The sequence below is a fragment of the Rhodococcus sp. MEB041 genome (assembly GCF_030208955.1).
Taxonomy (GTDB): Bacteria; Actinomycetota; Actinomycetes; order Mycobacteriales; family Mycobacteriaceae; genus Rhodococcoides.
Window position 1 is genome coordinate 167,349 of the sequence record NZ_JARVSZ010000004.1, and the last position, 26,916, is coordinate 194,264.

Sequence of the window (26,916 nt, forward strand, 5' to 3'; positions counted from 1 at the left end):
GACCCCACCATGACCGTTCTCGACCGCACGACCACCACCCGCACCTGGCTGCCCGTGGCGCTCGGCATGCTCGCCGTCGCCTGGGGCGGCAACGAGTTCACGCCGCTCCTCGTGATGTACCGCGAGGGTCACGGCTTCTCACCCGTCGTCGTCGACGTGTTCCTCTTCGCCTACGTCGTCGGCATCGTGCCGGCCCTGCTGATCGGGGGCCCGCTCTCGGATCGCTACGGACGGCGGCCGCTCATGGTGCCCGCGCCGGCCGTCGCCGCCGCGGGATCTCTCGTCATCGCCCTCGGCGCGCACTCGGCCCCGATCCTCGCGACCGGCCGCGTGCTCAGCGGCATCGCGTTGGGGCTGGGTATGGCCGTCGGCGGCAGTTGGTTGAAGGAACTGTCCGCGGACGGCTCGGGTGCCCGCCGTGCCGCCATGTCGCTCACGGGCGGATTCGCCACGGGCGCAGGGGTCGCCGGGGTGCTCGCGCAGTGGGCACCGTGGCCTGAGGTGCTGCCGTACCTGGTGCACGTCGCGTTGGCAGCACTGGCCACCGTGGCCCTGCTCGGGGTGCCCGAGACGCGAGCGCGTGCGGTGGACGGCGCCTCGTTGCTGTCCGATCTGCGTATCCCGTCGGCGGGTCACCGTCGGTTCGTGTCCGTCGTTCTTCCCATGGCGCCGTGGGTCTTCGGCGCGGCCAGCGTCGCGTACGCAGTGCTGCCCGGTCTGATGGCCGACCACTCCGGCGCGTTCCCCATCGCGTTCTCCGCACTGCTCGGCGTGGTCGCGCTGTCGTCCGGCTTCGCGATCCAGGCCGTCGGCCGACGCATCGACACCGCGTCGAGTGCGCGCGCCGTCCTGGTCGCGCTGGGCATCATCGTCGTCGGCATGGTGCTGGTCTCGGTCGCCGCCGACGTGCTGACGATCCCGATGGCGCTGCTCGCCGCCGCGGTGCTCGGGTGCGGCTACGGCATGGCGATGGTGTCGGGCCTGCAGGAGGTGCAGCGCATCGCGGGACCGCGTGATCTGGCCGGACTCACCGCGGTGTTCTACTCGGTGACCTACCTCGGCTTCGCGGTGCCGGCGATTCTGGCGCTGCTCGTGCAGGAGTTCCCCGACGCGATCACCTACCCCGAACTGTTCACGGCCGGTGCGGTTCTCGCCGCGGTGTCATTGGCGCTCGTCGCGACGAGAACGCGGTCGCACCTGCCGTCAGGGCAGTCGGGGTAGCCGCTTCTTCTCGAGCCAGGACTCCCAGAACTCGTCGGTGCTGCCGTACTGCTTCGCCAACCCGACGAAGTCCGACGTCGCCACGGTGGCGTGGCGAAAGGTCGTGGTCCACTCGCGGATCAGATCGAAGAACGCCGCGTTGCCGATGGTGCGCCGAAGTGCGTGCAGGGCAAGGGCTCCGCGCTTGTACACGCGGTCGTCGAACATGTCCTCCGGTCCTGGATCTCCCAGCACGATGTCCTGCGGCAGGGACGACAGGCGGCTGTGTGCGCGGGTGGCCTCCTGGTGCGCGGACGGTCCGCCCGAGCTCTCCGACCAGATCCACTCGGAGTAGCAGGCGAAGCCCTCGTGCAACCAGATGTCGCTCCACCGCGCGATGGTGAGGCTGTTGCCGAACCACTGGTGCGCCAGTTCGTGGGCGACGAGTCGCTCGTACTCGCGGTCGCCGTCACAGTGATTGGCGCCGAAGATCGACAGCGTCTGTGCCTCGACGGGGATCTCCAACTCGTCGTCGGTGACGACGACGGAGTACGACTCGAACGGATAGGGGCCGAACGACTCGACGAATGTCTCCATCATCTGCTGCTGACGGCCGAAGTCGTGATCGAAGTTCTGGCGCAGATGCGCCGGCAGGATCGCGTCGATCGGCACGGGGGAGTCGCTGACCCGGTGTTTCTCGTACTGGCCGATCTGCACGGTCGCGAGGTATGAAGCCATCGGTTCGGGCTGGTCGTACACCCAGGTGGTGCGCGAGGACTTCACGTACTTCCGCGTCAGTGTGCCGTTCGAGACGACGTGGTACGGGGAATCGGCAGTGATCGAGATGGTGTACGCCGCTTTGGAACTGGGATGGTCGTCGCACGGGAACCACGATGCGGCGCCGTTGGGTTGGCTCGCGACGAGGGCGCCGTCGGTGAGCTCCTCCCACCCGACCTCACCCCACACGCTGCGAATCGGTGCGGGGTTGCCGCTGTAGGCGACGGTGGCCGTGAAGGAGGCGCCCTCGTCGATGGCACGCTGCAGCGTGACCGTCAGCTTGCCGCCCCGATGGGTGAACCGGACACCGCGCATTCCGGCGACACTCACCTTGGACGGGGTGAGGGCCGGACCCATGTCGAGTGAGAACTTGGTGATCGACCGGGTGGCCACCGCATGCACGACGGCCTTGCCGGACAGGCGGTTCGACTGCACCTTGTACTCGAGGTCGAGGGCGTATCGCTCGACCGAGTACCCGCGGTTGCCGTTCTGCGGCAGGTACGGGTCGATGGGAGAGTCCGGCATCACTTCTCGGTCCAGGGTGCGATGGGGTTGCCCTGCCACCGGCTCGACTCGGGGACGGTGTCGCCGCGCATGACCAGCGAGGCCGGTCCGACCGTGGCACCCGCCCCGATTCCCGCTGCGGGCAGTGCGACGCAATGCGGGCCCAGCGTGGCTCCCGCCCCCAAACTCACCGTGTCCATGCTCATGATCCGATCATGGAACAGATGTGTCTGCACGACGCACCCTCTGTTGACGGTGGCACCGTCGCCGAGCGTGATGAGGTCGGCCTCCGGCAGCCAGTAGGTCTCACACCAGACTCCCTTCCCGATGTGGGCGCCGAGCCAGCGCAGCCACAGGTTCAGCACCGGGGTTCCCTCGGCGGCGCGGGCGAACCACGGTGCCGCGACGACCTCCACGAATGTGTCGGCCACTTCGTTGCGCCACACGAACGAACTCCACAGCGGGTGCTCCACCGCACCGATGCGGCCGACGAGCGACCACTTGGCGACGGCGGAGATTCCGGCCGCGACGGCGCCGGCGATCAGCAACACGACACCGCTGAGCAGGGCGGCGGCCCAGTAGCCCAGCGTTCCGGCGATCCAGGTCAGGGCGGCGAGGACGCCGAACCCGATGCCGAACGACACGACGACTGGCACGAGTCGACAGGTCTCGACCACGGCGCGGGCGATCTTGAGTCGCCGCGGCGGGTCGAAGGTGCGGGTGGTGTCGGACGAGTTGGGCGCTCGGCGCAGGCGCACCGGCGGGCTGCCGAGCCACGACGATCCCGACTTCGCCTTGGCGGGTGCGGCCGACAGCACGGCGACGAGGCCGTTCTTCGGCACGCGTCGACCCGCGGCCGCCATGCCGGAGTTGCCGAGGAACGCACGCTTGCCCACCTTGGCCTCGCCGAGCAGCATCCAGCCGCCGCCGAGCTCGTAGCTGGCGATCATGGTGTCGTCCGCCAGGAACGCACCGTCGCCGACTGTCGTGAACTTCGGGACCATCAGGACCGTCGACGCCTCCACGTCCTTGCCGATGGTCGCGCCGAGCAGCCGGAGCCATCCCGGAGTGAGCAGACTCGCGTAGAGCGGGAAGAGGAACGTACGGGCCGAGTCCATCAGGCGTTCGGTGGCCCACACCTGCCAGCCGATGCGACTGCGTACCGCGTGGTGGCCGGGAATCAGCCCGATCGACAGCAACCGCACGGACACGAGCGTGACCGCTGCGAAGACGAGCAACGACATCGCGGTGGCGGGAGCGAGCAGCGCCAGCCCGAGGCCGATCGCACCGGGCAGTGTGGTCGCGTGCGCGACTCCGACAGCGACGAGGAGCAGGCCCGCGGCAATGGACAGGAGGGGAAGTCCCGACAGCAACAGCGACGTCACGCCGTAGACGGGCACCCAGCCGCGACCGCGCGGCGGCGCCTCGTCCGGCCACGGGTGCATCGCCTTGCCGACCTTCGCGGCGGGCGAGCCGGACCACTGCTGACCGGCCTTGACCTTGCCGGAGACTGCCGATCCCGCAGTGATCTCGGCGCGGCGGCCGATCCTGGCTCCGGGGAGCAGGGTCGACCGCGCACCCACCGTGGCGCCGGCGCCGACCTCGATCGAGCCGATGTGCACGACGTCGCCGTCGATCCAGTAGCCGGACAGATCGACCTCCGGCTCGAGCGAGCATCCGTCACCGAGAGTCAGCATGCCGGTCACCGGAGGCAGGGTGTGCAGATCGACGTCGCGGCCGACCGTCGCACCGAGTGCGCGGGCGTAGTAGACCATCCACGGCGCGCCCGACAGGTTCGAGGCACCGCTGGCGTCGGTCAACCGGTTGGCGGTCCACAGCCGGAGGTGCACGCTGCCGCCGCGCGGATGGGCGCCCTCCGTGACGCCGCGCATGAGGAGCCGTGATCCGGCGACGGAGATCGCCATCCGGCCCACGGGCGTCACGAACAGCAGGAACCCGAGCGCGAGCCACCACCAGGACACCGTCGGCAGCCAGGGGCGGGGAGCGAACCAGCTGAACGTGTTCGCCATGATGCCGAGCCAGGTCACCCACTGCAGCCCGGTCAGCGTCGTCAGCGGCAGGGTCGCGAGGACCTGCACCACCTGGGCCGTCCGGGGTGTGGGGACGACGATGCGCTTCTCGGTCACCGGCGGGGGGACGAGCGAGTCGAGCAACGCGACGAGCGAGCCGAGTCGCGGATGGTCGTAGAGCTGAGCGACCGTGATCTCGGGGAAACGCTCGCGCAATCGAGTCACGAGCAGTGCGGCCGACAGCGATCCGCCACCGGCAGCGAAGAAGTCCGCGTCCAGGGATCCGATCTCGGCGCCCAGCACGTCGCTCCACAGCTCGGCCACCCAGCCGGCGGTCCCGGCGAGAGAGGCGTCGTCCGGACTCGAACCACGCTTGGGCAGCGGCCACGGCAGAGCCGCGCGGTCGACCTTGCCGGAGGTGCGGGTGGGCAGTTCGTCGACGAGTGCGAGACGCGGAACCATAGCGGCGGGAAGCTGTTCCGCGAGGAGCTCGCGCGCGCGGACGAGGTCGAAGTCCGGGTCGGTGCTGGCGAGATAGCCCACCAGCACGGGTGTTCCGGAGCCGGTGGTCCGCACTGCGGCGGCTGCGCCGCTCACACCGGGGAGGGCCTGCAGGGCGTTGTCCACCTCACCGAGCTCGATGCGGCGCCCGCCGACCTTCACCTGATCGTCGGCGCGGCCCTGGAAGAGCAGCCCCTCGAGCTCGAGCCGCACGAGATCGCCGCTGCGGTAGGCGCGGTCCCATCCGAGAGTCGCCATGGGAGCGTACTTCTCGGCGTCCTTCACCGGATCGAGGTAACGCGCGAGGCCGACGCCACCGATGACGAGCTCACCCACCTCGCCCACCGCGACCGGCTCCTCGTCCGGGCCCACGACGGCGAGGTCCCATCCGTCGAGCGGCAGCCCGATGCGCACCGGTCCGACACCGTCCATGAGAGCGGCGCAGGCGACGACGGTGGCCTCGGTGGGGCCGTAGGTGTTCCAGACCTCGCGGCCCGGAACAGCCAGTCGCTCAGCGAGATCCGGCGGGCAGGCCTCGCCGCCGAAGATGAGCAACCGGACGTCCTCGAGCGCTTCGCGAGGCCACAGCGCCGCCAGGGTCGGCACCGTCGACACCACGCTGATGTCACGTGCGACGAGCCAGGGGCCGAGGTCCATGCCACTGCGTACGAGGGAGCGAGGCGCGGGAACGAGGCACGCGCCACTGCGCCAGGCGAGCCACATCTCCTCGCACGACGCGTCGAACGCCACGGAGAGCCCCGCCAGCACTCGATCGCCCGGGCCCATGGGTCGGTCCTGCAGGAACAGTCGTGCCTCGGCGTCCACGAACGCCGCCGCGTTGCGATTGCTCACCGCGACGCCCTTGGGCTTGCCGGTCGAGCCCGAGGTGAAGATGACCCAGGCGTCGTCGTCGGGTGTGGGATGGCCGACCGCGCGCCCGGTCCCCGCGGTGTCGGTTCGGGTGACGCCGCCGTCCGCGATGATCGCGGTGACGCCGGCCTCCGAGAACACCAGCTCGGCCCGCTCGTCCGGGTCGTCGACGTCCACCGGGACGTAGGCCGCACCGGCGGCGATGACCGACAGGATCGCCGCGTAGAGCGAGTAACTGCCCGACGGCATGCGGACCCCGACGCGATCGCCGGCGCAGACGCCGTGTCGGGACAGCCACCGAGCGCCCTCGTCGATGTTGTCGAGCAGTTCGCTGTAACTGATGGTGGTGTCGCCGTCGTCGATGGCCGGCGCATCAGGGAATGCCCGCGCGGTGTCCTCGAGGATGTCGACGAGGGTGCGCACCGGGGCCGCCACGGAGGAACGGAGGTAGGCCTCGGGAACACGGGTCTGCAGTGACAAGACGAACGGCCTCTCGCATCGAACAGGGACGACGGAACGCTGGCGGGTGTGACGACACGTTATTGCACGCCCAGTTTGCGGGTTGGTGAACAACTCCGCCGACCAGGCGCGCGTGCGGCGAACCGGTTGACAACTCGGGCGACCGTTTGACATCCTGCTTCCAGGTCACGAGTACCAGCATCAAGCCCCGGCTCGCTGGTCGGCAACCCTCCTCCGCGGTGGGGTGCTCCGGGTGACGACCTGGCCGCGCTCCGACGACGGAGGCGGCAAGCGCGGATCGACGCCTCTCGTCAGATCGCGGCCCTCGTGCCGTGCGTCGATCCCTCGACGGAGGGATTCATCATGACCACAGTTCTGCAGCGCCCCATCGCATCCGTGCACGGCCGCGACCAGCAGGTGACGTGTGCCGACGGCCGCACCACTCGCAGCATCGATCTCGACTACGCGGCCAGCGCTCCCGCGCTCGACGCGGTGGTCGAGCGAGTACGAGAGGTGTTGCCGCACTGCGCGAGTGTGCACCGCGGCGCCGGCCACAAGTCGCAGGTCTGCACCCGGGAGTACGAGTCCGCCCGGAACACGGTGCACCGCTTCTGCGGCGCGGATCCCGACGACGTGGTCGTGTTCACGCGGAACACCACCGACGCGCTGAATCTCCTGGCGGGCTGCGTTCCCGGGGACACGGTGGTGCTGGACATCGAGCATCACGCGAATCTGCTGCCGTGGCGGAACCGCCGGGTGGTGCGATCGGCGGACTCGGTCGAGGAGACTCTGACTCGGCTCGGCGACGAACTCGCGTCGAGACCTGCTGCGCTGCTTGCCGTCACGGGTGCCTCCAACGTGACGGGCGAGGTCCTGCCCCTCGATCGACTCGCGGATCTGGCGCACCGACACGGTGCCCGCATCCTCGTCGACGGGGCGCAACTCGTTCCGCACCGCGCCGTGGACATCACCGCGGCGGGCATCGACTACCTGGCTTTCAGTGGTCACAAGCTGTACGCGCCCTTCGGAGCGGGAGTGCTCGTGGGACGGCGTGACTGGCTCGATGTGGCCGAGCCGTACCTCGCTGGCGGTGGAGCCACCCGGCACGTGTCCGTCCTCGGTGCGTCGGTCGACATCGACTGGGCGCCGTCCCCGGCGCGGCACGAGGCCGGCACACCCAATCTCCTCGGCGCCGTCGCGATCGCCGCGGCGTGCGACGAGATCGGCGCGATCGGCCACGGTGCCATCGCCACTCACGATCAGGAGTGCACGGACGCCCTGCTCGGCGGGCTCACCGCTCTGGCCGGTGTGTCGGTCCTCCGCCTGTGGAGCGACTCCGCCGACATCGTCGGCATCGTGTCCTTCACCGTCGACGGTGTCGACGCGGGTGCACTCGCCACCACACTGGCCGACGATCACGGCATCGCGGTGCGGGCTGGGAAGTTCTGCGCCCACCCCCTCCTCTCGCGGGTAGGCGCGGCCGACGGTGCCGTGCGGGCGAGCATCGGGCTGGGGACCACCGCCGACGATGTCGACCGGTTCGTGGAGGCGGTGCGTGTGACGTGCCTCTCACTGCGGGATCGCGTCACCACCGGATCGTTAGCATCAGCATCATGACGAGGAGCAGGTTGTGGGGTCGACGACACGTCGACCTCTGCCGTGCGACCTCAAGCGCCTGTCCGGTCCGGTGATCGTGCGACTCACTTCACCTCACAGCCACCGCTGCACCCACGACTGACTGGACAACTCATGACCACGGTGTCTTCCGACTCCCTCGTCTTCCTCGACGGCGTCTCCGGTACCTCCCCGGACGTCGTCCGGTTCTCCGCCGCCGATCTCTCCGAGGCCCAGAGCCGCTACGCGACCCTCAAGGCCGAGCACCCCGGTGCTCGTGTCGTGGTGGACATCGACGTGCACATCGCCGCCGACGCCCGGACCGCCCGCCGCGAGGTGCTGGCGTCGGACAGCAAGCCTCGCCCCGGCACGCTGCAGTACGTCGGCACCGCGTCGGGTCTCGCAGGCCTCGTCGCCGACATCGTGACGGTCGACGTGGCGGACGGCGTGACCCTGCGTCCGGTGGTGGAGCAGACGCGGGAGTCCGTCGTCCGGGCGATCACCACCGAGGTGGTACCCGCCCTGGAGGTTCGGCGCCTGCGCGCGTCCTGAGGCTCAGCCCTCGCGGGTCTCGGGGCCCATGTCCACAGCGAGCCCGGCGGTGATGCGCAGCAGTTCGGGGTAGGTCGTGCGGAAGAGGGTTGCGGGGTGACCCGCTGCAGCCCACAGCCGTTCGAAGCGTTCCAGCGCCGTGTCGACGAACGTCGGCAGATTCGTCGGGTGGCCCACGGGCGCGATCCCGCCCACCGGTTGCCCGGTGGCGTGTTCGACCACGTCGATCGGTGCGCGGGTCAGCGTGCCCTCGAGACGTCGACCGGTGGCATCGAGGTCCACGTTGTGTGCACCCGACACCAGCAGCAACACCGGGTCGTCGTCGAGCAGGAACACCAGCGACTTGCAGACGGCACCGAGCGGAACCCCGCTCACCGCCGCGGCCTGACGCGCCGTGTGCGTCGGCTCGGACTGCGTCACGATCACGCCGTGATGACCTCGGGCGATCAGAACGTCCGACACGTGTGCCGCAGCGGGATGGTGGATCCGCGTCATGGTCGCAGGATAGTCAGTCCACGCCGCCGGGACATCCGGTGAGCGGGAGCGCTGGCTATCCTGACCGGATGACACACACGGATGCGTGGAAAGCCTTCACGGTGACGACCGACGCCCATGTCGCGACGGTGACCCTCATCGGCCCGAACAAGGGCAATGCGATGGGTCCCGACTTCTGGTCGGAACTGCCTCTCGTCTTCTCCGCGCTCGACGCGGACCCCGAGGTACGCGCCATCGTGCTCGCCGGCTCGGGCCGCAACTTCAGCTACGGTCTCGACCTGCCCGCCATGGCAGGCGATTTCGGTGCGGTCATGGGGGACAAGGCACAGGCCGGTCCGCGCAGCACGTTCCACGACATGATCAAGCGCATGCAGGCGTCGATCAACGCGGTGGCCGACTGCCGCAAGCCCGTGGTGGCCGCCGTGCAGGGGTGGTGCATCGGCGGTGGGATCGATCTCATCTCGGCCGCCGACATCCGCTACGCCAGCGCGGACGCGAAGTTCAGTGTGCGCGAGGTGAAGGTCGCCATCGTGGCGGACATGGGGTCGTTCGCCCGTCTGCCCGCGATCATCGGCGACGGTCATCTTCGCGAACTCGCGTTGACCGGAAAAGACATCGACAGTGCCCGGGCGCAGCAGATCGGTCTGGTCAACGACGTGTTCGACGACGCGGAGGCCGTGCTCGCCGCAGCGCGTGCCACGGCCACCGAGATCGCGGCGAACCCGCCTCTCGTGGTGCACGGGATCAAGGCGGTTCTCGACCACGGTCGCGTTGCGGCAGTGGAGGATTCGCTGCGCTACGTCGCCGCGTGGAACGCTGCTTTCCTGCCGTCCGAGGATCTGACGGAGGCCATCACCTCGGTGTTCGAGAAGCGCCCCGCGTCGTTCCAGGGCAAGTAGAGAGATCCCGGTGGAACGGCCCGATCAGCGGAAGGCGCTCTTCGGGTCGTTCCACAGCTGATCGGTGAAGTCCTCGAGGACGACGAGCACCACCGAGTCCTCGGCGCGGCGCAGGATCGACTTGCTCGCCCGGACCTGGAGGATGTCGCCCTTCGAGTCCGTCATGCGCCAGAGCGAGTCGGCGCGGGTGGCGACGGTGGTCAGGAACGTCTCGGCGATGTTGACTCCGAGCGGTTCATTGGCGGGGAAGATGTCCTGCAGTGTGAGGGTCTCGTTCGACCGGGGGGACTCCTCGTCGAAGCCCATCAGTTCGTCGAAGGCCTCGTTGGCGAAGACGACCGTGCCGCCGGGCTCGACGGCGAGGACGGCCAACGGAATGCGGTCGAGCACGACGGTCACCGGCAGTGACGGGAACTGCGTCGTGGTCGAGACCGCCTCGGACGTGGGATTTCTCCGGTCGCTCACAGCGTCACTCATCGGTGGTACCGCACCCTTACGTCGTGGCTCGTTCGTCCTGACACGGCCCGGGGGACCGCGGATGCGATGCTATCAGCGGACAGCACCGCATCCGGGTTTCCGACGGTCTCTAGTGGTCGCCCTGGTTCTTCAGGCGCTCGACCGATGCCTCGAACTCCGCCTCGGCCTCGGCGCGGCCGACCCAGTTGGATCCGGTGACGTGCTTGTTCGGCTCGAGATCCTTGTAGTGCAGGAAGAAGTGCTCGATCGCGTCGAGCTCGAACTGCGAGACGTCCGAGAGATCCTGGATGTGGTCCCACCGCGGATCGCCCGCCGGGACGCACAGCACCTTGTCGTCGCCACCGGCCTCGTCGACCATCTTGAACATCGCCACGGGGCGGGCCTCGACGAGGACACCGGGGAACACGGACTCCGGCAGCAGGACGAACGCGTCGAGCGGATCGCCGTCCTCACCGAGGGTGTTCTCGATGAAGCCGTAGTCCGCGGGGTAGCCCATCGCCGTGTAGAGGTAGCGGTCCAGGCGTACTCGCCCGGACTCGTGGTCGACCTCGTACTTGTTGCGCTGACCCTTGGGGATCTCGATGGTCACGTCGAACTTCACGTCCACTGTCCTTTGCTCGGTGGCCCGGCTACCTGCTCGGCGGCCACGTACTGTCGTGCAGTCGTCTGTCGGGCGCATCGAAGGACGCGCCGGTGGTCAGACAGTAACCGGCCGCGTCGATAGGGTGCGAGGAGAGGTGCATCGCCGGAGAACGGCCACGGACCCGCGAGTGGAGGAGAGACGTGAGCTCAGGGAAGCGGCCGTCCGGCACGCCGTTACGCACGCGCGTGCTCCTGATCGGAGCCTCGGTCGTGGTGCTCGTGCTGGCGATCGTCGGCGTCGCGCTGATCACCCCCACGCTCTCCGAGGACTCGACACCCGTGGCGACCTCACCCGAGCCGTCGCCCGTTCTGCCCGCCCCGCAGGTGGTTCCGGTCTCACCCGATGCGCCGAAACCGAGCCCGGCGGGTCTCGAGGCGGTGCTCGCCGCACCCCTGCGCAATCCCGATCTGGGCCGCTTCACCGGATCCGTCGCGGACGCGATCACCGGTGAGGTGCTGTGGAGCGCCGATGCGGACACCCCCATGACGCCGGCGTCGACCACCAAGATCCTCACGGCCGCGGCCGCCATGATGGCGCTGCCCGCCGACCACCGTGTGACCACCAAGGTCGTGGCGGGCGACGCGGCCGGTCAGGTGGTGCTCGTCGGTGACGGCGACCCCACGCTCACGGCGGAGCCGGTCGGACGACCCGGGTTCTACGACGGGGGAGCCCGCATCGACGACCTCGCCGAACAGATCCGCAGGTCCGGCACGACCGTCACGTCCATCGCCGTGGACGGCGGCGCGTACTCGGGGCCGGAGCAGGCGCAGGGCTGGTTCCCCGGCGACGTGGCCGCCGGATACATCGCACCCATCGAACCGATCACCCTCGACGGGGGTCGCTCGGTGCCGACGGTCGACGAGTCGCCGCGCAGCGCCACTCCCGGTCTCGACGCCGGTAGGGCGTTGGCGCGTGCTCTCGGCCTGGACCCGGCCGTCGTGACGGACGGTCGCGCGCAGTCCGGTGCCGGATCCCTCGCGACGGTGCAGTCCGCGCCTCTGCGGCAGCGGCTCGGGCAGATGCTGGGGTTCTCGGACAACGTGCTCGCGGAGGCCGTCGGTCGCGAGATCGCCGAGGAGGTGGGCCGGCCCGCGTCGTTCGACGGGGCCACGGACGCCGTCCTGGAGACACTGCGGAAGAACGGCGTCGACGTCACCGGAGTCACGCTCGAGGACACCAGCGGACTCTCCGTCGACAATCTCATCCCTGCCCGGGTGCTGGGCGCGCTCGTCACCCGGGCCGCCGGGTCCGGCACCGAGAACCTGCGGCCGATGCTCGACTACCTGCCCGTCGCCGGTGCCACGGGCACGCTCGCCGCCCGCTACGCGTCGGGCGACCGCACGGCCGCGGGGTGGCTGCGCGCCAAGACGGGAACGCTCTCGACCGCCAGTGCGTTGGCCGGATACGTGACCGACGAGAGCGGCCGGGTGTTGACGTTCGCGTTGATGTCCAACGACAGGCCGCCCGAGGTCGGTCGTCCGGCCCTGGACGCACTCGCGTCGACGCTCCGCTCCTGCGGCTGCACCTGACCGGTCGATTCCGAGAGAGAACAGGGGTGAGGGCATGTCCGACACTGGTGTGATCGATTGGGGTCTGGCCGCCCGGACGGGTGCCCGGCTCGCACCACGGGGTCCGAAGACGTCGCGGTACACCGCGGACGCGGCGCTGCGCGAACTGGCCGACGCGTCGGTACGCGCCGAGGGCCCCGTGCGCGAGGTCACGGGCCTCGCCGACGGTCTGCCCGTCCCGGCGGCGCGCGTGCTCGATCGGCCGGAGTGGATCGCCGCCGCGTCCGAGTCGATGCGGCACCTGGTCAGTGATTCCGACGGCGACGACAGTTCGTTCCTCGGAGGCAAGCCCGGCGGCGTGCAGGCGGGCGCGATGCTGGCGTTCCTGTCGACGGCCATTCTCGGGCAGTACGACCCCTTCACCGGTCCGGACGGAACGCTGTTGCTGGTGGCCCCGAACATCGTGTCCGTGGAGCGATCGCTTCGCCTGCGGCCCAGCGACTTCCGACTGTGGGTGTGTCTGCACGAGGTGACGCACCGCGTGCAGTTCTCGTCGTCGCCGTGGCTCGCGGGCTACATGAAGGACAACGTCACCACGCTGCAGGGCGGCGCGGACGAGCCCCTGGCCGACGTCGTGGGACGCCTCGCGGCGGCGGTGCGGTCCCGCGGGCAGGACGGCGGCGACGGCGGCATCATCGGTCTGCTCCGGGCGACGCAGGCACCCGCGCAGCAGGAGGCACTCGATCGTCTGCTGGTGCTCGGAACGCTGCTCGAAGGCCATGCCGACCACGTGATGGACGCGGTGGGTCCCGCGGTGGTGCCGTCGGTCTCGGCGATCCGCAAGGCCTTCGACGCCCGTCGCACGCGGAAGCAGAACCCGGTGCAGCGCGTGATCCGCGCGCTGCTCGGGATGGACGCGAAGATGGCGCAGTATGTCCGCGGCAAGGCGTTCGTCGACGCCGTCGTCGGCCAGGTCGGCATGGAGCGTTTCAACACCGTGTGGACCGACGCGGACACGTTGCCGCTGCTCTCCGAGATCGAGGCGCCGGAGAAGTGGACGCAGCGAGTTCTGGGATGACCGGCGTCCCGGCATGACCGGGGCACGCCCGATGCCGGAGGGCCCGCACCTGCTCACGGTGCGGCGGGCGGTGCGCGCCTGGTTCGGGGAGCACTGCCCGGAGCGCGCCGTCGTCGTCGGGCTGTCGGGTGGTGCGGACTCGCTGGCGCTCACCGCCGCCTGTGTGGCCGAGGGCGCGCAGGTGCACGCCGTGGTCGTCGACCACGCGCTGCAGGCGGGTTCGGCCGAGGTGGCGCACAGGGCCGCCGAGCAGGCACGAGACCTCGGGTGTTCCCGCGCCGAGGTGAGGACCGTGTCGGTGACCGGGGCGGGTGGACCCGAGGCCGCGGCCCGGCGCGCCCGGTACGCCGCTCTCGACGCGGTCCGCGGTGACCGCCCGATCTTGCTGGGCCACACGCTGGACGACCAGGCCGAGACCGTCCTGCTCGGACTCGGCCGCGGATCCGGGTCCCGATCGCTGCGGGGGATGGCGGCCTGGGACCCGCCGCGAGGTCGGCCGCTGTTGACCGTGCGCCGCGAGTCCACCGTCGGCGCGTGCGCCGAACTGGGTCTCGCCGCGTGGGACGACCCGCACAACCTCGACCCGTCCTTCGTTCGGGTCCGACTCCGCGGCGAGGTGCTCCCGCTGCTGGAGGACGTCCTGCACGGCGGTGTCGCCGCCGCGCTCGCGCGCACCGCCGACCAGCTGCGCGAGGACGGCGCCGTTCTCGACGCACTCGCCGCGGACATCGCCGTGTCCGCCCGCGTCGGCGACGCGCTGGAGGTGTCCGCCCTCGTGGAGGTACCGGGTGCACTCCGTCGGCGGGTGATCCGCGAGTGGCTGGCCGACTGTGGAGTGCCGTTGCGCAACGAGGCGCAGGTGCGCGCCGTGGACGATCTCGTCGGCGCGTGGCGCGGGCAGGGCGGCGTCGCGGTGGCCGGGGGCGGCCCGGTCGAGAGGTTGGTCGTCGAGAGACGACGTGGCAAGCTCGACCTGGTTCGGTGGACCGGCCGGGCCGCGAGCGAGTGAAGGGACACCCGTGTACGAGGGCGACATCGCATCGATCCTGATCTCCCGAGAGGAGATCGACAAGCGTATCGCCGAGCTGGCCGAGGAGATCGCCGCTCGCTATCCGGTGGGGGCTCCCGAGGGTGATCTGCTGCTCGTCGGAGTTCTCAAGGGCGCCATCATGTTCATGACGGATTTCGCACGCGCACTGCCGATCCCGAGCCAGCTCGAGTTCATGGCGGTCAGTTCGTACGGATCGTCCACGTCCTCGTCGGGCGTCGTCCGCATCCTCAAGGACCTCGACCGCGACATCCACGGCCGCCACGTCCTCATCGTGGAGGACATCATCGACTCCGGTCTGACGCTGTCGTGGTTGATGAAGAACCTCGCCACGCGCCAGCCCGCGTCGCTCGAGGTGGTCACCTTGCTCCGCAAGCCCGACGCGGTGAAGGTGGACGTCGACGTCGCGAACGTCGGCTTCGACATCCCGAACGAGTTCGTCGTGGGCTACGGCCTCGACTACGACGAGCGTTACCGCGACCTTCCCTACATCGGACTGCTGGAACCCCGGGTCTACGGAGGCTGATCGAATGTCGCGCGAACAGGTCGGCCCCACCGCCACGTCCATCGCGGACGACGTCCGGAACGGGCGGGTCCAACCTGCCGCGGTAGCCCGAGAAGCGTTGGACCGCATCGCCGCTGGGAACGACGACCTGCACGCGTTCGTCGTGGTGCGTCCCGACGAGGTGCTCCGGGAAGCAGACGCGGTCGCCGTCCGAGCGGATCTGCGCGCCCTGCCGCTCGCCGGCGTCCCGGTGGCGATCAAGGACAACGTCCCGGTGACGGGCTACCCGATGCGCAACGGTTCGCTCGCGACGTCCGACACGCCCGCCGCCGCGGATCACCCGGTGGTCGCTCGCCTGCGCGGCGCGGGCGCCGTGGTCGTCGGTCTCACCTCGGTTCCCGAGCTGTGCCTGTGGGGCGCGACGGACGGTGCCGACGGCATCGCCCGCAATCCGTGGAACCGTGACCTCACCCCGGGCGGATCGTCCGGTGGCGCCGCCGCCGCGGTCTCCTCGGGCATGGTGCCCGTCGCCCACGGCAACGACGGCATGGGGTCCATCCGGATCCCCGCCGCGAACTGCGGACTGGTCGGCATCAAGCCGGGGCTCGGCCTCGTCCCGTCCGAACTGGGCAACGGCTCGTGGTTCGGCATGTCGGAGAACGGTCCGTTGACCACGACCGTCGCCGACGCGGCGCTCCTGCTCTCGGTCATGGCGGACGATCCGGATCTCGCCTACGTCGACGCTCCCGAGACCACGCGCATCGGGGTCGCCGTGGAGTCGCCGTCGCCCGTCGTGCGAGTGGATCCCCACTTCCGGCAGGCCGCACTCGACGTCGCCCGGGAGCTCGAGCGGATCGGGCACCGCACCAGCACGGCAGCGCTGCCCTACCCGGCCAGTCCACTCGGGCAGCTCGCCCGCTGGACGGCCGGCGGAGCCGCGGACGCCGCCGGGCTCGACGTGTCGGCGCTGCAGAAGCGAACCCGTCGCCACATCGCGGTGGGTCGGCGAGCGGCACGGTTCGTGCGGCCGTCGCAGACCGAGACGCTCACGCGACGCATGCGCTCGTACTTCGAGAGTGTCGACGTGGTGCTGACGCCGGCGCTCGCCGCGCCGCCGATCCGTGCGGACCGGTGGAGCGAGCGCGGGTGGGCAGCCAACATGGCGGCCAACATTCGCTACGCACCCTTCGCGGCACCGTGGAACTTGCTGGGGTGGCCCGCCGTGAGTGTGCCCGCGGGACTCCATCCCGAGTCGGGGACTCCGCTGGCCGTGCAGCTGGCGGGCCCTCCCGGGTCCGAGCGTCGACTGCTGGCGCTCGCGGCACAGATCGAACAGCATCGGCCCTGGCCACGCACCGCGGCCGACCGGTAACACTCGTCACGCGCAGCTGGGCGCGGGAACCTCACCGCGTGTCGGCGCGTTGACCGAGATGTGCGCGCCGCCCGGCCGTCCGCATCCGCGGTAACCTGGCTTGTCCGGTGCGCAACCGGCAACGATCGAGAACTGCTGCCGGCCGACCGACGCGAACCATGACCACCTGCCTGTGAGTCCGACTGCCATCGAGGGCGACGCTGTATGAACCGCAAGACTTTGTTCCGCAACCTGGCGATAGTCGCCGGCATCCTGTTGGTGATCTTCGCCTTCAGCTACTTCGGCGACGACACGCGGGGGTGGAAGAGTGTCGACACGTCGGTCGCCGTCGCGCAGCTCGACGACCAGAACGTGCAGACCGCGCAGATCGACGACCGTGAGCAGCAGGTTCGTCTGACGCTGAAGAGCGGCAACGACGCCACCGGCAACGAGACGCAGATCATCTCGCAGTACCCGGACGCCGCGTCGCAGCAGATCTTCGACAAGGTCGCCGCGTCGGGTGCCGAGAGCTACGACACCGAGGTGACGCAGGACAGCTGGTTCACGTCGATCCTGGTGTTCCTGCTCCCCATGATCATCCTGCTGGGCATCTTCATCTTCGTGATGTCGCGCATGCAGGGCGGCGGGCGTGGCGGTGTCATGGGCTTCGGCAAGTCCAAGGCCAAGCAGCTCACCAAGGACATGCCGAAGACGACGTTCGCGGACGTGGCAGGGGCGAACGAAGCGGTCGAAGAGCTGTACGAGATCAAGGACTTCCTGCAGAACCCGGCCCGCTACCAGGCACTCGGCGCGAAGATCCCCCGCGGCGTGCTGCTCTACGGCCCTCCCGGAACCGGCAAGACGCTGCTCGCCCGCGCCGTCGCCGGTGAGGCCGGCGTGCCGTTCTTCACCATCTCGGGTTCCGACTTCGTCGAGATGTTCGTCGGTGTCGGTGCCTCACGTGTGCGCGACCTGTTCGAGCAGGCCAAGCAGAACAGCCCCTGCATCATCTTCGTCGACGAGATCGACGCCGTCGGTCGCCAGCGCGGGGCCGGTCTGGGCGGCGGACACGACGAGCGCGAGCAGACTCTCAACCAGCTACTGGTCGAGATGGACGGCTTCGGTGAGCGCACCGGCGTCATCCTCATCGCCGCGACCAACCGTCCCGACATCCTCGACCCGGCACTGCTGCGCCCGGGCCGTTTCGACAGGCAGATCCCGGTCGGCGCCCCCGACCTCGCAGGACGCCGCGCGATTCTCGCGGTGCACTCGAAGGGCAAGCCGATCGCGCAGGACGCCGACCTCGAGGGTCTGGCCAAGCGCACCGTCGGCATGTCGGGCGCGGATCTCGCGAACGTCATCAACGAGGCCGCACTGCTCACGGCGCGGGAGAACGGCACCGTGGTCACCGAGGCCGCCCTCGAGGAGTCGGTGGACCGCGTCATCGGCGGACCTCGACGCAAGAGCCGCATCATCAGCGAGCACGAGCGCAAGATTACGGCGTACCACGAGGGCGGTCACACCCTCGCGGCGTGGGCGATGCCCGACATCGAGCCGATCTACAAGGTCACCATTCTCGCCCGCGGCCGCACCGGTGGTCACGCGATGACGGTGCCGGAGGACGACAAGGGTCTGATGACGCGCTCCGAGATGATTGCGCGCCTCGTCATGGCGATGGGCGGCCGCGCTGCCGAGGAGCTCGTCTTCCACGAGCCGACCACGGGAGCGTCGTCCGACATCGACCAGGCCACCAAGATCGCTCGCGCCATGGTCACCGAGTACGGCATGAGCAGCAAGCTCGGCGCCGTCCGGTACGGCCAGGAGCAGGGCGATCCGTTCCTGGGCCGCTCGATGGGCGTCCAGTCCGACTACTCGCACGAGGTCGCGCGGGAGATCGACGGGGAGGTGCGCAACCTCATCGAGGCCGCGCACACCGAGGCGTGGGCCATCCTGAACGACTACCGCGACGTCCTCGACATCCTGGCCACCGAGCTGCTCGAGCGCGAGACGCTCACGCGCAAGGATCTGGAGAAGATCTTCACCGGCGTCGAGAAGCGTCCCCGCATCACCGCGTTCAACGACTTCGGTGATCGAGTTCCGTCGTCCAAGCCCCCGGTGAAGACGCCGCGCGAGCTCGCGACCGAGCGCGGGGAGCCGTGGCCCCCCGTCTCGATCGTCAAGGAGCCGAGCTACGCCGGCCAGGCCCAGAACGGTCAGGCACAGAACGGCCAGAACGGCCACGCCCAGAACGGGCACGGCCAGAACGGTCACGGTCAGAACGGGCAGGGCCAGAACGGGTCGACCCCGAACGGTCAGGGTGGCGCACATCGCGGCGGCCGTCCCGGCTCTTCGATGCCCGACTACGGCGCGCCGGCCGGCTGGTCCGCACCGGGATGGCCTCCTCGCGAGAACGAGGCACCGCGGTACCCGGAGCCGCAGGGTTACGGCCAGCCGCAGGGCTACGGGCAGCCGCAGGCCTACGGCCAGCCCCAGGGTTACGGGCAGCCTCAGGGTCAGGGTGACCCGCAGGGCTACCAGGGTCCGCGTGGGTACCAGGAACCGCGCGGGTACGACGAGCCCCAGCCCTACCAGGAACCGCAGCCATACCAGGAGCCGCAGCCCTATCGGGAACCGCAGGCCTACCGGGAACCGCAGCCCTATCAGGAGCCGTACCAGGATCCGCAGCCGTACGGGCAGTACCCCGGTTCGGGTGTGGGGGAGCCGGCTCAGCCCGAGCCGCGTTACCGCAACCCGCAGAACCCGGAGGGGCAGTACCAGCCTCCGCGTGACGAGGCCGAGGATCCCCAGCTGCCGCCGAACACCCAGCGGTGGGAGGGCCCGGACGCGCGCTAGAGTCGCTCGTCCGACCCTCTCGTCCGTGCGGCCGCACCCGCCCGCACATCACTCCGGCTGCTCTGATCCATCGGCAGCGCATCCGTCAGCGAAGGGACCTCCCGTGTCCGTCAACCAAGCCGATCAGTCGATCGACGAGCCCGTGTCCGTGGTGTCCGGTCGGACGTTCGATCAGGAGCGCGCCGAGGCGGCCGTTCGCGAGCTGCTGCTCGCGGTGGGTGAGGACCCCGAGCGCGAGGGGCTGAAGGACACGCCCGCTCGAGTGGCGCGTGCATACCGGGAGATGTTCGGCGGACTGTTCGTCGATCCCGACGAGGTGCTGGGAACGACGTTCGACGAGGCGCACCGCGAGCTCGTCCTCGTGCGGGACATCCCGATGTACTCGACGTGCGAGCACCACCTGGTGTCCTTCCACGGCGTCGCGCACGTCGGCTACATCCCGGGCAAGTCTGGCCGGGTGACGGGCCTGTCGAAGCTGGCGCGGGTCGTCGACCTGTACGCGAAGCGGCCGCAGGTGCAGGAGCGTCTCACCTCGCAGGTCGCCGACGCGATGATGCGCAAGCTCGAACCGCGCGGAGTCATCGTGGTGATGGAGGCCGAGCACCTCTGCATGGCGATGCGGGGAATCCGTAAGCCGGGCGCCAGCACCACCACCTCCGCCGTACGCGGTGTGTTCCAGTCCAGCGCGGTGTCCCGGTCCGAGGCGCTGGATCTCATCCTTCGCAAGTAGGCGCCGCTCGTGTTCACGCTTCCGCACGCGGACGGGCCCGTGGTGATGGGCGTCGTCAACGTCACGGCCGACTCGTTCTCGGACGGCGGCCGCTACCTCGACGTCGACGCCGCGGTGCGTCACGGCCTCGAACTGCACGCCGCGGGTGTCGACATCGTCGATGTGGGGGGCGAGTCGACACGTCCGGGAGCCGACCGCGTCGACCCGTCCGTCGAGGCGGAGCGCGTCGCACCGGTGATCGCCGAGTTGGTCTCTCACGGCGTGTGCGTCAGCGTCGACACGATGCGGGCATCCGTGGCGACTGCGGCGATCGGTGCGGGCGTGTCCATCGTCAACGACGTCTCCGGTGGCCGCGCCGATCCCGACATGGCGGGTGTCGTCGCCGATGCGGGCGTCGCCTGGGTGCTCATGCACTGGCGTTCCACCGTCGACTGGACCCACCGACCGGGTGCCGCGGAGGAGCACGACTACGGCGACATCGTCGAGGACGTGCGCAGCGGACTGCTCCGTCAGGTCGACGCGGCCGTCGCCGCCGGGGTGGACAGTTCCCGCATCGTCCTCGATCCGGGGCTCGGCTTCGCCAAGAACGCGGAGCACAACTGGGCGTTGCTCCGCCGACTCGATCGTCTCGTCGACACGGGCATTCCCGTGCTGGTGGGTGCGTCCCGCAAACGATTCCTCGGCACTCTGCTCGCCCGCGACGGGCAGCCTCGCCCTCCGCACGGCCGCGACGCTGCGACGGCCGCGATCTCGGTGCTGTCCGCCGTGGCGGGCGCCTGGGGGGTGCGCGTCCACGACGCCGTCGGCACTCTCGACGCTCTCGCCGTGCACCGGCAGTGGCACGGCCCGACCGAACCGAAAGGCACGACATGACCGATCGCATCGAGCTGCGCGGATTGACCGTGCGCGGCAATCACGGTGTCTTCGACCACGAGAAGCGCGACGGGCAGGACTTCCTCGTCGACCTCGTCGTCCACATGGATCTCGCCCCGGCCGCGGCATCGGACGACCTGACGAAGACGGCGCACTACGGCGAGTTGGCCGAGGCCGCCGCCGCGGTCGTCGCGGGGCCGAGTCGCGATCTCATCGAGACGGTCGCGAGCGAGATCGCCGACGGTGTCCTGACGGATCCGCGCGTGGAACGCGTCGAGGTCACCCTGCACAAGCCGTCGGCTCCGATCCCCCTGACCTTCACGGACGTGGCCGTCGTGGTGACCCGATCGAGGTCTGCGTGACCCGCGCGGTGCTCTCGATCGGGAGCAACATCGGGGACAGCGAACAGCAGTTGCGGGCTGTGGTCGAGGGTCTCGGTGACGCCGTCGTCGCAGTGTCGACCGTGTTCGCCACCGCCCCGTGGGGCGGCATCGACCAGCAGGACTTCCTCAATGCCGTCGTGATCGTGGACGACGAGAACACCGACTGCCGGGGCTGGTTGCGACGGGGACAGCAGTTGGAGACGGCCGCTCACCGCGAGCGGGTGCAGCGCTGGGGACCGCGGACCGTCGACGTGGACATCGTCGTGTGCGACGACGTCGTCAGCGACGACCCCGAGCTGATTCTTCCGCACCCACTGGCGCACGAGCGCGCCTTCGTCCTCGCACCGTGGCTGGACGCGGATCCCGACGCCGTGCTGCGTGGCCGATCGGTGCGCGACCTGCTGGCCGAGCTGCCGGAGTCCGAACGTGCCGGTGTGCGTCGCACCGAGACACGGCTGTGGGACCCGGTGCGCTGCGGGCGGGCCGGCGGTGACTCCACGTGAGCCCGACGCGCGTGCGCGACCTCGTCGCGCTCGCGGCGTTCGCCGTGGTGGCCACCTGGATCCTCGCGTCCTCGTTCTACGGGTCTGTTCCGCCGATCTCGACGTTCGCCGGAGCGTCGCTGTATCCGGTGGCGGTCGTCCTCGTGGTCGTGGGTCTGCTGGTGCGGTCCCGATTGCGCACCCGGAGGATCGGCCCCGGGCCCGGCCAGCTGCATCCGATCACGGTCGCGCGCGCCGTCGCGCTGGCGAAGGCCGCGGCCCTCGTCGGTGCAGCGGCGGCGGGAGTGTGGGCCGGTCTGCTGATCCATCTGCTGCCCCTGCGGTCCTCGGTGCGCGCGGCGTCGGAGGACACGCCGGGAGCGCTGATCGGCCTCGTCGCCGGGATCGTCGCCGTGGCCGCTGCCCTGTGGCTCGAGCACTGCTGCCGGACACCGGACGACGGAGCCGACGAGCCCGCCCACTGACCCGATCGCGGCCGTCCTCGGACACCCCGTCCGTGCATGGTGAAGTGCGACAGCCGCCCGAGCCGTTACCCTGGGATTCATGACGGACACCGGCAGGAGCAAGGCGAACCGTCGCACGAAACGCGGCGGCAACCACACGGCTCTCGCCGGTCTGGTTCTGCTGGGCGTGGTGGCCAGCGTTCTGATGATCCTCAGCGACAGCGTTCCGCTGCTGCGCGTGGGCATCGTGGCAGCGCTGTGGGCCGCCGTTCTCGGCGCGTTCGCGATGACGAAGTACCGCCGCGACGCCGCGGTGGATCAGATGAAGGCGCGCGATCTGCAGACCGTCTACGAGCTCCAGCTGGAGCGGGAGATTGCCGCGCGCCGCGAGTACGAGCTCGGCGTCGAGTCGCGGGTGCGCGCCGAGATCGGTGCCGACGGAGACGAGATGCGTGCTCTCCGAGCCGAACTCGCGTCGCTGCGCCGCAGCCTCGAGATGCTGTTCGACGGCGAGTTGCCGGACGACCGCGCTGCCATCGCCGGCGAGGCGATGCGGATGCGGGAGCTGGCCGAGCGCTCCTACAGCGGCTACGAGCCGGCGCCGTCCGGTCTGTACGTTCCCGGATCGCGCACCCGCCCGCCGAGCTTCGCCCCCGATCCGACCTACTCCCGGCCCGGCTTCGCCACTCCCTTCGACGACCCGGTCACGGCGGAGACGTCGGTCATCGGCGGCGAGTTCGATCACGACGGCACCTTCCATCCGGCACCCGCACCGCAGTCGCCGCGCACCCCCGAATGGAACCCGTCGAGTCACCGCGCCGACAGCATTCCCGTCGCCCCCGAGCCGGAACCCCTGCCCGAGCCGGAACCCGAGCCCGAGCCGGAACCGCTGCCGGAACCCGAACCCGAGCCCGAACCACTGCCGGAGCCCGAGCCGCTCCCCGAACCCGAGCCGCAGCCTGAACCCGATCCGCTGCCGACCCTGGACGTCGAGCCCGAACCCGAGCCGGAAGAGCCCGAGCTTCCGGAACCCGCGCCCGTCGCACCCGTGCAGTCGGGCGGTCGACGACGCGCTGCGGATCCGGACGCCGAGTCCGACGCACCGGTCGACGCAGGATCGGGAGCACATTCGAGTGGGCGCTCCGTCGCGGACATCCTCGCGGGGATGGGCACCGCGGACGCGTCGACAGGATCGGGTCGCCGGCGCCGCCGTGCCGAGTAGTCGCCGCGCCGAGTGAGATCTGCGTCGAGCGAGATCTGCGCCGCGGGTGTGACCGGCGTCGCATGGCGGTCGGTCGACGCCGGACACTAGTGTGGGCGTCGATGAGTCCGGTACCCGCCGAGCGGGACTGGAACTGTATCCCCGAGAGGACCCTTCATGTCCCCCGATCGAGTCACGTCCGACCCCGCCCCGGCGCGCCTGTCCGTCGGTGTCGTGTCCGCAGGCCGAGTCGGTACCGCGCTGGGTGAGGCGCTCGAACGCGTCGGCCACGTCGTGTTCGGCTGCGCCGCCGTCTCCGACGCGTCCCGGCGCCGCGCCGAGACCCGCCTCCCCGACGCGGAGATCATGCCGGCCACGGACGTGGCGCGGCGCAGTGAACTGCTGATCCTGGCGGTGCCGGATCAGGAACTGGACGCGCTGGTCCGCGGGTTGGCGCGCACCGATGCGGTGTCGCCCGGAACTCTCGTGCTGCACACGTCCGGCGCCAACGGTGTCGGCATCCTCGCGCCGCTGGCGGGCCGAGGAGTGGTGACGATGGCCGTGCACCCCGCGATGACCTTCAGCGGCAAACCCGAGGACGCCGACCGTCTGGCGACCGCGTGCTTCGGCATCACGGCGGCCGACGAGATCGGCCTCGCGATCGCGCAGGGACTGGTGCTCGAGATCGGCGGCGAGCCCGTGGGTGTGCCCGAGGAGGCGCGCACGCTGTACCACGCCGCGCTCGCCCACGGGTCGAACCACCTGGTCACTCTGGTCGTCGACGCCCTCGACGCGCTGCGGGACGCGTTGGCCCACGAGGAACTTCCCGGCCAACAGCCGGTGGAACAGCGTCCCGGTGGTGTGGCGGAGCGGGTTCTGGCGCCACTGCTGTCGGCGGCGTTGGACAACGTGCTGCGCAGCGGACAGGGCGCGTTGACCGGTCCGGTGGCGCGCGGCGACGGGGCGACGGTGTCCAGGCATCTCGACGCGTTGACCGATCTCGACCCGCGGATCGCCGCGGGCTATCGCGCGATGTCACTGCGTACGGCCGAGCGGACCGGCGCGGACGACACCGTGATGAACGTCCTGCGGGACAACGAATGAGGAGGCAGCCGTGAGTGCACTCGACGGCGCGTACACACCGGGTGAACTGACGGTGCATCACGCACCCGATGTGGTCCGTTCGGTCACCCGAGCCCTGCGCTCGGCGGGACGCCGAGTCGCGCTCGTGCCCACCATGGGTGCGTTGCACGCCGGTCACGTCCAGCTCGTGGAGATGGCGAAGCGGAGCGGCGCTGTCGTCGTGGTGTCGATCTTCGTCAACCCGCTGCAGTTCGGGGCGGGGGAGGATCTCGACGCGTACCCGCGCACCCTCGACGCCGACCTGGACGTGCTGCGCGCAGCCGGGGTGGAACTGGCCTTCGTCCCGAGTGTGCAGGACATGTACCCGCACGGTCCGCGGACGACGGTGCACCCCGGTCCGCTCGGTGCCGAACTCGAAGGCGCTTCGCGGCCCGGCCATTTCGCCGGGATGCTGACGGTGGTCGCGAAGCTGCTCGGCATCGTCGCACCCACCACGGCCTACTTCGGGGAGAAGGACTACCAGCAGCTGGTCCTCATCGACCAGATGGTGCGCGACCTGAACATCGACGTCGAGATCCGCGGCGTACCCATCGTCCGCGAGTCCGACGGTCTGGCCCTGTCCTCGCGCAACCGGTACCTCGACGAGCACCAGCGGTCCCTCGCGGTGGCCCTGTCGGCAGCGCTGATCGCCGGCACCCATGCTGCCGAGGGTGGTTCGGATGCCGTTCTGGCGGCGGCACAGTCGGTGCTCGACACGGTGCCGGAGGTGGACGTCGACTACCTCGAAGTACGCGGAGCCGATCTCCGTGACGCACCCGAGGAGGGAGACGGCCGGTTGCTGGTCGCCGCCCGCGTGGGCACCACGCGCCTGCTCGACAACGTGGGCGTCGCTCTCGGTACCGGATTCCAGGGTCGCGATCCGGAATCCGCAGCCGGACAACGTCATCTCGGCCACTCCTGACTCCACTCCGACCGACCTGCCCGCAACTCCGCCCGGCTCCAGACAGGTAAGGACCCACCATGCTCCGCACGATGATGACCTCGAAGATCCACCGCGCCACCGTGACCCACGCCGATCTGCACTACGTGGGGTCGGTGACCATCGATCAGGACCTGCTCGACGCCGCCGCGCTGCTCGAGGGTGAGCAGGTGACCATCGTGGACATCGACAACGGTGCTCGGCTCGAGACCTACGTCATCGCGGGGCAGCGTGGTTCGGGAGTGGTCGGGATCAACGGCGCCGCAGCGCATCTCGTGCACCCGGGTGATCTGGTGATCATCATCGCCTACGGCATCCTCGATCCGGCCGAGGTCGCCGAGTACGCTCCGAACGTGGTGTTCGTCGACGCCGACAACCGCCCCGTCCAGGTGGGAACCGACCCGGCGGACAGCCCGGCCGGTTCCGGACTGATCTCGCCGCGCACACTCACCGCGGACACGCGTGACACGGTCTCGGTCTGATGCTGCTCACCGTCGACGTCCGCAACACCAACATCGTGTTGGGCGTGTTCACCGGCAGCGGTGACCACGCGCGGCTCACGCGGCAACGCCGGATGCGGACGGACGCGTCGATGACGGCGGACGAGCTCGCGTTGACCTTTCGCGGTCTCCTCGGTCCCGACGTGGAGACCATCACGGGTGTCGCGGCGCTCTCGACGGTCCCGTCGGTGCTGCGCGAGATCCGGACGATGCTGGGGCGGTACTGGTCGCACGTTCCCCACGTGGTCGTCGAGCCCGGCGTGCGCACGGGAGTGCCTCTGCTGGTGGACAATCCGAAGGAGGTGGGCGCCGACCGCATCGTCAACAGCCTCGCGGCCCACCACCTGTACGACGCGCCGTGCATCATAGTCGACTTCGGGACGTCCACGTGTGTCGACGTCGTGTCGGCCAAGGGGGAGTTCCTGGGCGGATCGATCGCACCCGGACTCGAGATCTCCATGGACGCGCTCGCGTCCCGCTCCGCGGCGCTGCGCAAGGTCGAACTGGTCCGGCCCCGAGGCGTTCTCGGCAAGAACACCGTCGAGGCCATGCAGTCGGGTGCGATCTTCGGCTTCGCCGGTCTCGTCGACGGCATCGTCGACCGGGTGTGCCGCGAGGTGCCCGGCTTCGACGGCGACGACGTCGTCGTGGTGGCCACCGGCGACACGGCGTCGCTCGTCATGGACGACTCCTCGTCGATCGATCGCATCGAGCCGGACCTCACGTTGGCGGGACTGCGGCTGGTCTACGAGCGCAATCAGGCCCGTCGCCGCTGATCGAGGCCACGACGGTCGAGGTGGCGCGCTGCCGAACGGTGTGCCACACTTTCGGGGTGACTGATCGCACGGGTGCTCGGG

General features: G+C 70.0%; 25 protein-coding genes and 1 riboswitch. Of the genes, 20 read left to right on the forward strand and 5 right to left on the reverse strand.

The window, feature by feature from the left end; translation table 11 throughout:
* Positions 1–9 precede the first annotated feature (9 nt).
* Positions 10–1,221, forward strand: a complete 1,212-nt coding sequence (locus QRN16_RS12800; RefSeq protein WP_222638886.1) for an MFS transporter — start codon at positions 10–12, stop codon at positions 1,219–1,221.
* Here the strand turns inward: QRN16_RS12800 and QRN16_RS12805 are convergent.
* Together QRN16_RS12805 and QRN16_RS12810 are read right to left on the reverse strand one after the other, a co-directional pair.
* Positions 1,204–2,502 carry a M1 family metallopeptidase gene (locus QRN16_RS12805; RefSeq protein WP_285187296.1) on the reverse strand — a complete coding sequence of 433 codons (1,299 nt, stop codon included), beginning with the start codon at positions 2,500–2,502 and terminating at the stop codon, positions 1,204–1,206. The genes QRN16_RS12800 and QRN16_RS12805 overlap by 18 nt on opposite strands.
* On the reverse strand, positions 2,502–6,362 hold the full coding sequence (locus QRN16_RS12810) for a Pls/PosA family non-ribosomal peptide synthetase (RefSeq protein ID WP_285187297.1): 3,861 nt from the start codon (positions 6,360–6,362) through the stop codon (positions 2,502–2,504). The genes QRN16_RS12805 and QRN16_RS12810 overlap by 1 nt, the downstream gene beginning before the upstream one ends.
* A 163-nt stretch (positions 6,363–6,525) precedes the next feature.
* Positions 6,526–6,641, forward strand: a riboswitch (SAM riboswitch).
* 63 nt (positions 6,642–6,704) lie between these two features.
* Here QRN16_RS12810 and QRN16_RS12815 point away from each other — a divergent pair.
* Together QRN16_RS12815 and QRN16_RS12820 are read left to right on the forward strand one after the other, a co-directional pair.
* Positions 6,705–7,958, forward strand: a complete 1,254-nt coding sequence (locus QRN16_RS12815; protein ID WP_285187298.1) for an aminotransferase class V-fold PLP-dependent enzyme — start codon at positions 6,705–6,707, stop codon at positions 7,956–7,958.
* A gap of 132 nt (positions 7,959–8,090) precedes the next feature.
* Complete coding sequence (locus tag QRN16_RS12820; RefSeq protein WP_037186306.1) at positions 8,091–8,507, forward strand: hypothetical protein; 417 nt, start codon at positions 8,091–8,093, stop codon at positions 8,505–8,507.
* Between the two features lie 3 nt (positions 8,508–8,510).
* Here the strand turns inward: QRN16_RS12820 and QRN16_RS12825 are convergent, their stop codons facing one another.
* Positions 8,511–9,002, reverse strand: a complete 492-nt coding sequence (locus tag QRN16_RS12825; protein ID WP_027506483.1) for a YbaK/EbsC family protein — start codon at positions 9,000–9,002, stop codon at positions 8,511–8,513.
* Between the two features lie 68 nt (positions 9,003–9,070).
* On the opposite strand from QRN16_RS12825, the gene QRN16_RS12830 reads away from it, so the two are divergent.
* Positions 9,071–9,901, forward strand: a complete 831-nt coding sequence (locus QRN16_RS12830; protein WP_027506482.1) for a crotonase/enoyl-CoA hydratase family protein — start codon at positions 9,071–9,073, stop codon at positions 9,899–9,901.
* A 24-nt stretch (positions 9,902–9,925) separates the two neighbouring features.
* Here the strand turns inward: QRN16_RS12830 and QRN16_RS12835 are convergent, their stop codons facing one another.
* Both QRN16_RS12835 and QRN16_RS12840 read right to left on the reverse strand, forming a co-directional pair.
* The gene (locus QRN16_RS12835) at positions 9,926–10,378 is read right to left on the reverse strand and encodes a nitrogen regulation protein NR(II) (protein ID WP_027506481.1); all 453 of its coding nucleotides are present in this window, start codon (positions 10,376–10,378) and stop codon (positions 9,926–9,928) included.
* 109 nt (positions 10,379–10,487) lie between these two features.
* A complete protein-coding gene (locus QRN16_RS12840; RefSeq protein ID WP_027506480.1) occupies positions 10,488–10,979 on the reverse strand; it encodes an inorganic diphosphatase in 492 nt (163 codons plus the stop codon).
* Positions 10,980–11,161: 182 nt separating this feature from the next.
* Here QRN16_RS12840 and dacB point away from each other — a divergent pair, with 182 nt between their 5' ends.
* The 16 genes from dacB (at position 11,162) to QRN16_RS12920 (ending at position 26,835) form a co-directional block, all read left to right on the forward strand.
* Positions 11,162–12,550: a D-alanyl-D-alanine carboxypeptidase/D-alanyl-D-alanine endopeptidase gene (gene dacB / locus QRN16_RS12845; RefSeq protein ID WP_285187299.1), complete on the forward strand. Its 1,389-nt coding sequence runs from the start codon at positions 11,162–11,164 to the stop codon at positions 12,548–12,550.
* Between the two features lie 34 nt (positions 12,551–12,584).
* The gene (locus QRN16_RS12850; protein ID WP_027506478.1) at positions 12,585–13,607 is read left to right on the forward strand and encodes an Rv3626c family coenzyme F420 biosynthesis-associated protein; all 1,023 of its coding nucleotides are present in this window, start codon (positions 12,585–12,587) and stop codon (positions 13,605–13,607) included.
* 13 nt (positions 13,608–13,620) lie between these two features.
* Positions 13,621–14,616 (forward strand): tRNA lysidine(34) synthetase TilS, encoded by a 996-nt coding sequence (tilS, locus tag QRN16_RS12855; RefSeq protein WP_285187300.1) that lies wholly within the window; start codon positions 13,621–13,623, stop codon positions 14,614–14,616.
* Between the two features lie 10 nt (positions 14,617–14,626).
* Positions 14,627–15,181 carry a hypoxanthine phosphoribosyltransferase gene (gene hpt / locus QRN16_RS12860; protein ID WP_027506476.1) on the forward strand — a complete coding sequence of 185 codons (555 nt, stop codon included), beginning with the start codon at positions 14,627–14,629 and terminating at the stop codon, positions 15,179–15,181.
* Between the two features lie 4 nt (positions 15,182–15,185).
* Positions 15,186–16,532, forward strand: a complete 1,347-nt coding sequence (locus QRN16_RS12865) for an amidase (protein ID WP_285187301.1) — start codon at positions 15,186–15,188, stop codon at positions 16,530–16,532.
* A gap of 204 nt (positions 16,533–16,736) precedes the next feature.
* On the forward strand, positions 16,737–19,364 hold the full coding sequence (gene ftsH, locus QRN16_RS12870; RefSeq protein WP_285187302.1) for an ATP-dependent zinc metalloprotease FtsH: 2,628 nt from the start codon (positions 16,737–16,739) through the stop codon (positions 19,362–19,364).
* A 103-nt stretch (positions 19,365–19,467) separates the two neighbouring features.
* Positions 19,468–20,094 carry a GTP cyclohydrolase I FolE gene (gene folE / locus QRN16_RS12875; RefSeq protein ID WP_027506473.1) on the forward strand — a complete coding sequence of 209 codons (627 nt, stop codon included), beginning with the start codon at positions 19,468–19,470 and terminating at the stop codon, positions 20,092–20,094.
* Between the two features lie 45 nt (positions 20,095–20,139).
* Positions 20,140–20,967, forward strand: coding sequence for a dihydropteroate synthase (gene folP, locus QRN16_RS12880; protein ID WP_051613538.1), 828 nt, complete (start codon positions 20,140–20,142; stop codon positions 20,965–20,967).
* Complete coding sequence (gene folB / locus QRN16_RS12885; protein ID WP_027506471.1) at positions 20,964–21,329, forward strand: dihydroneopterin aldolase; 366 nt, start codon at positions 20,964–20,966, stop codon at positions 21,327–21,329. Before folP ends, folB begins: the two co-directional genes overlap by 4 nt.
* The gene (folK, locus tag QRN16_RS12890; RefSeq protein WP_027506470.1) at positions 21,326–21,853 is read left to right on the forward strand and encodes a 2-amino-4-hydroxy-6-hydroxymethyldihydropteridine diphosphokinase; all 528 of its coding nucleotides are present in this window, start codon (positions 21,326–21,328) and stop codon (positions 21,851–21,853) included. The genes folB and folK overlap by 4 nt, the downstream gene beginning before the upstream one ends.
* Positions 21,850–22,317 (forward strand): DUF3180 domain-containing protein, encoded by a 468-nt coding sequence (locus QRN16_RS12895; protein WP_027506469.1) that lies wholly within the window; start codon positions 21,850–21,852, stop codon positions 22,315–22,317. Before folK ends, QRN16_RS12895 begins: the two co-directional genes overlap by 4 nt.
* A 79-nt stretch (positions 22,318–22,396) precedes the next feature.
* Positions 22,397–23,518, forward strand: coding sequence for a DUF6779 domain-containing protein (locus tag QRN16_RS12900; protein WP_285187303.1), 1,122 nt, complete (start codon positions 22,397–22,399; stop codon positions 23,516–23,518).
* A gap of 156 nt (positions 23,519–23,674) precedes the next feature.
* On the forward strand, positions 23,675–24,601 hold the full coding sequence (locus tag QRN16_RS12905; protein WP_285187304.1) for a Rossmann-like and DUF2520 domain-containing protein: 927 nt from the start codon (positions 23,675–23,677) through the stop codon (positions 24,599–24,601).
* A 10-nt stretch (positions 24,602–24,611) separates the two neighbouring features.
* Positions 24,612–25,541 (forward strand): pantoate--beta-alanine ligase, encoded by a 930-nt coding sequence (gene panC, locus QRN16_RS12910; protein ID WP_027506466.1) that lies wholly within the window; start codon positions 24,612–24,614, stop codon positions 25,539–25,541.
* A 59-nt stretch (positions 25,542–25,600) separates the two neighbouring features.
* On the forward strand, positions 25,601–26,041 hold the full coding sequence (gene panD, locus QRN16_RS12915; protein ID WP_027506465.1) for an aspartate 1-decarboxylase: 441 nt from the start codon (positions 25,601–25,603) through the stop codon (positions 26,039–26,041).
* Entirely contained in the window at positions 26,041–26,835 is a 795-nt protein-coding gene (locus QRN16_RS12920; RefSeq protein WP_027506464.1) for a type III pantothenate kinase, read from the forward strand. Before panD ends, QRN16_RS12920 begins: the two co-directional genes overlap by 1 nt.
* Positions 26,836–26,916 lie beyond the last annotated feature (81 nt).

What these genes read in the sequence shown, in the direction of transcription:
- QRN16_RS12820 (WP_037186306.1), top strand. Translation starts at nt 8,091, where the DNA reads ATGACCACGGTGTCTTCCGACTCCCTCGTCTTCCTCGACGGCGTCTCC.
- QRN16_RS12865 (WP_285187301.1), top strand. Translation starts at nt 15,186, where the DNA reads ATGTCGCGCGAACAGGTCGGCCCCACCGCCACGTCCATCGCGGACGAC.
- QRN16_RS12830 (WP_027506482.1), top strand. Translation starts at nt 9,071, where the DNA reads ATGACACACACGGATGCGTGGAAAGCCTTCACGGTGACGACCGACGCC.
- tilS (WP_285187300.1), top strand. Translation starts at nt 13,621, where the DNA reads ATGACCGGGGCACGCCCGATGCCGGAGGGCCCGCACCTGCTCACGGTG.
- folP (WP_051613538.1), top strand. Translation starts at nt 20,140, where the DNA reads ATGGGCGTCGTCAACGTCACGGCCGACTCGTTCTCGGACGGCGGCCGC.
- QRN16_RS12905 (WP_285187304.1), top strand. Translation starts at nt 23,675, where the DNA reads ATGTCCCCCGATCGAGTCACGTCCGACCCCGCCCCGGCGCGCCTGTCC.
- QRN16_RS12850 (WP_027506478.1), top strand. Translation starts at nt 12,585, where the DNA reads ATGTCCGACACTGGTGTGATCGATTGGGGTCTGGCCGCCCGGACGGGT.
- QRN16_RS12805 (WP_285187296.1), bottom strand. Translation starts at nt 2,502, where the DNA reads ATGCCGGACTCTCCCATCGACCCGTACCTGCCGCAGAACGGCAACCGC.
- QRN16_RS12815 (WP_285187298.1), top strand. Translation starts at nt 6,705, where the DNA reads ATGACCACAGTTCTGCAGCGCCCCATCGCATCCGTGCACGGCCGCGAC.
- QRN16_RS12835 (WP_027506481.1), bottom strand. Translation starts at nt 10,378, where the DNA reads ATGAGTGACGCTGTGAGCGACCGGAGAAATCCCACGTCCGAGGCGGTC.
- folB (WP_027506471.1), top strand. Translation starts at nt 20,964, where the DNA reads ATGACCGATCGCATCGAGCTGCGCGGATTGACCGTGCGCGGCAATCAC.
- panD (WP_027506465.1), top strand. Translation starts at nt 25,601, where the DNA reads ATGCTCCGCACGATGATGACCTCGAAGATCCACCGCGCCACCGTGACC.
- QRN16_RS12920 (WP_027506464.1), top strand. Translation starts at nt 26,041, where the DNA reads ATGCTGCTCACCGTCGACGTCCGCAACACCAACATCGTGTTGGGCGTG.
- QRN16_RS12900 (WP_285187303.1), top strand. Translation starts at nt 22,397, where the DNA reads ATGACGGACACCGGCAGGAGCAAGGCGAACCGTCGCACGAAACGCGGC.
- ftsH (WP_285187302.1), top strand. Translation starts at nt 16,737, where the DNA reads ATGAACCGCAAGACTTTGTTCCGCAACCTGGCGATAGTCGCCGGCATC.
- QRN16_RS12800 (WP_222638886.1), top strand. Translation starts at nt 10, where the DNA reads ATGACCGTTCTCGACCGCACGACCACCACCCGCACCTGGCTGCCCGTG.
- QRN16_RS12825 (WP_027506483.1), bottom strand. Translation starts at nt 9,002, where the DNA reads ATGACGCGGATCCACCATCCCGCTGCGGCACACGTGTCGGACGTTCTG.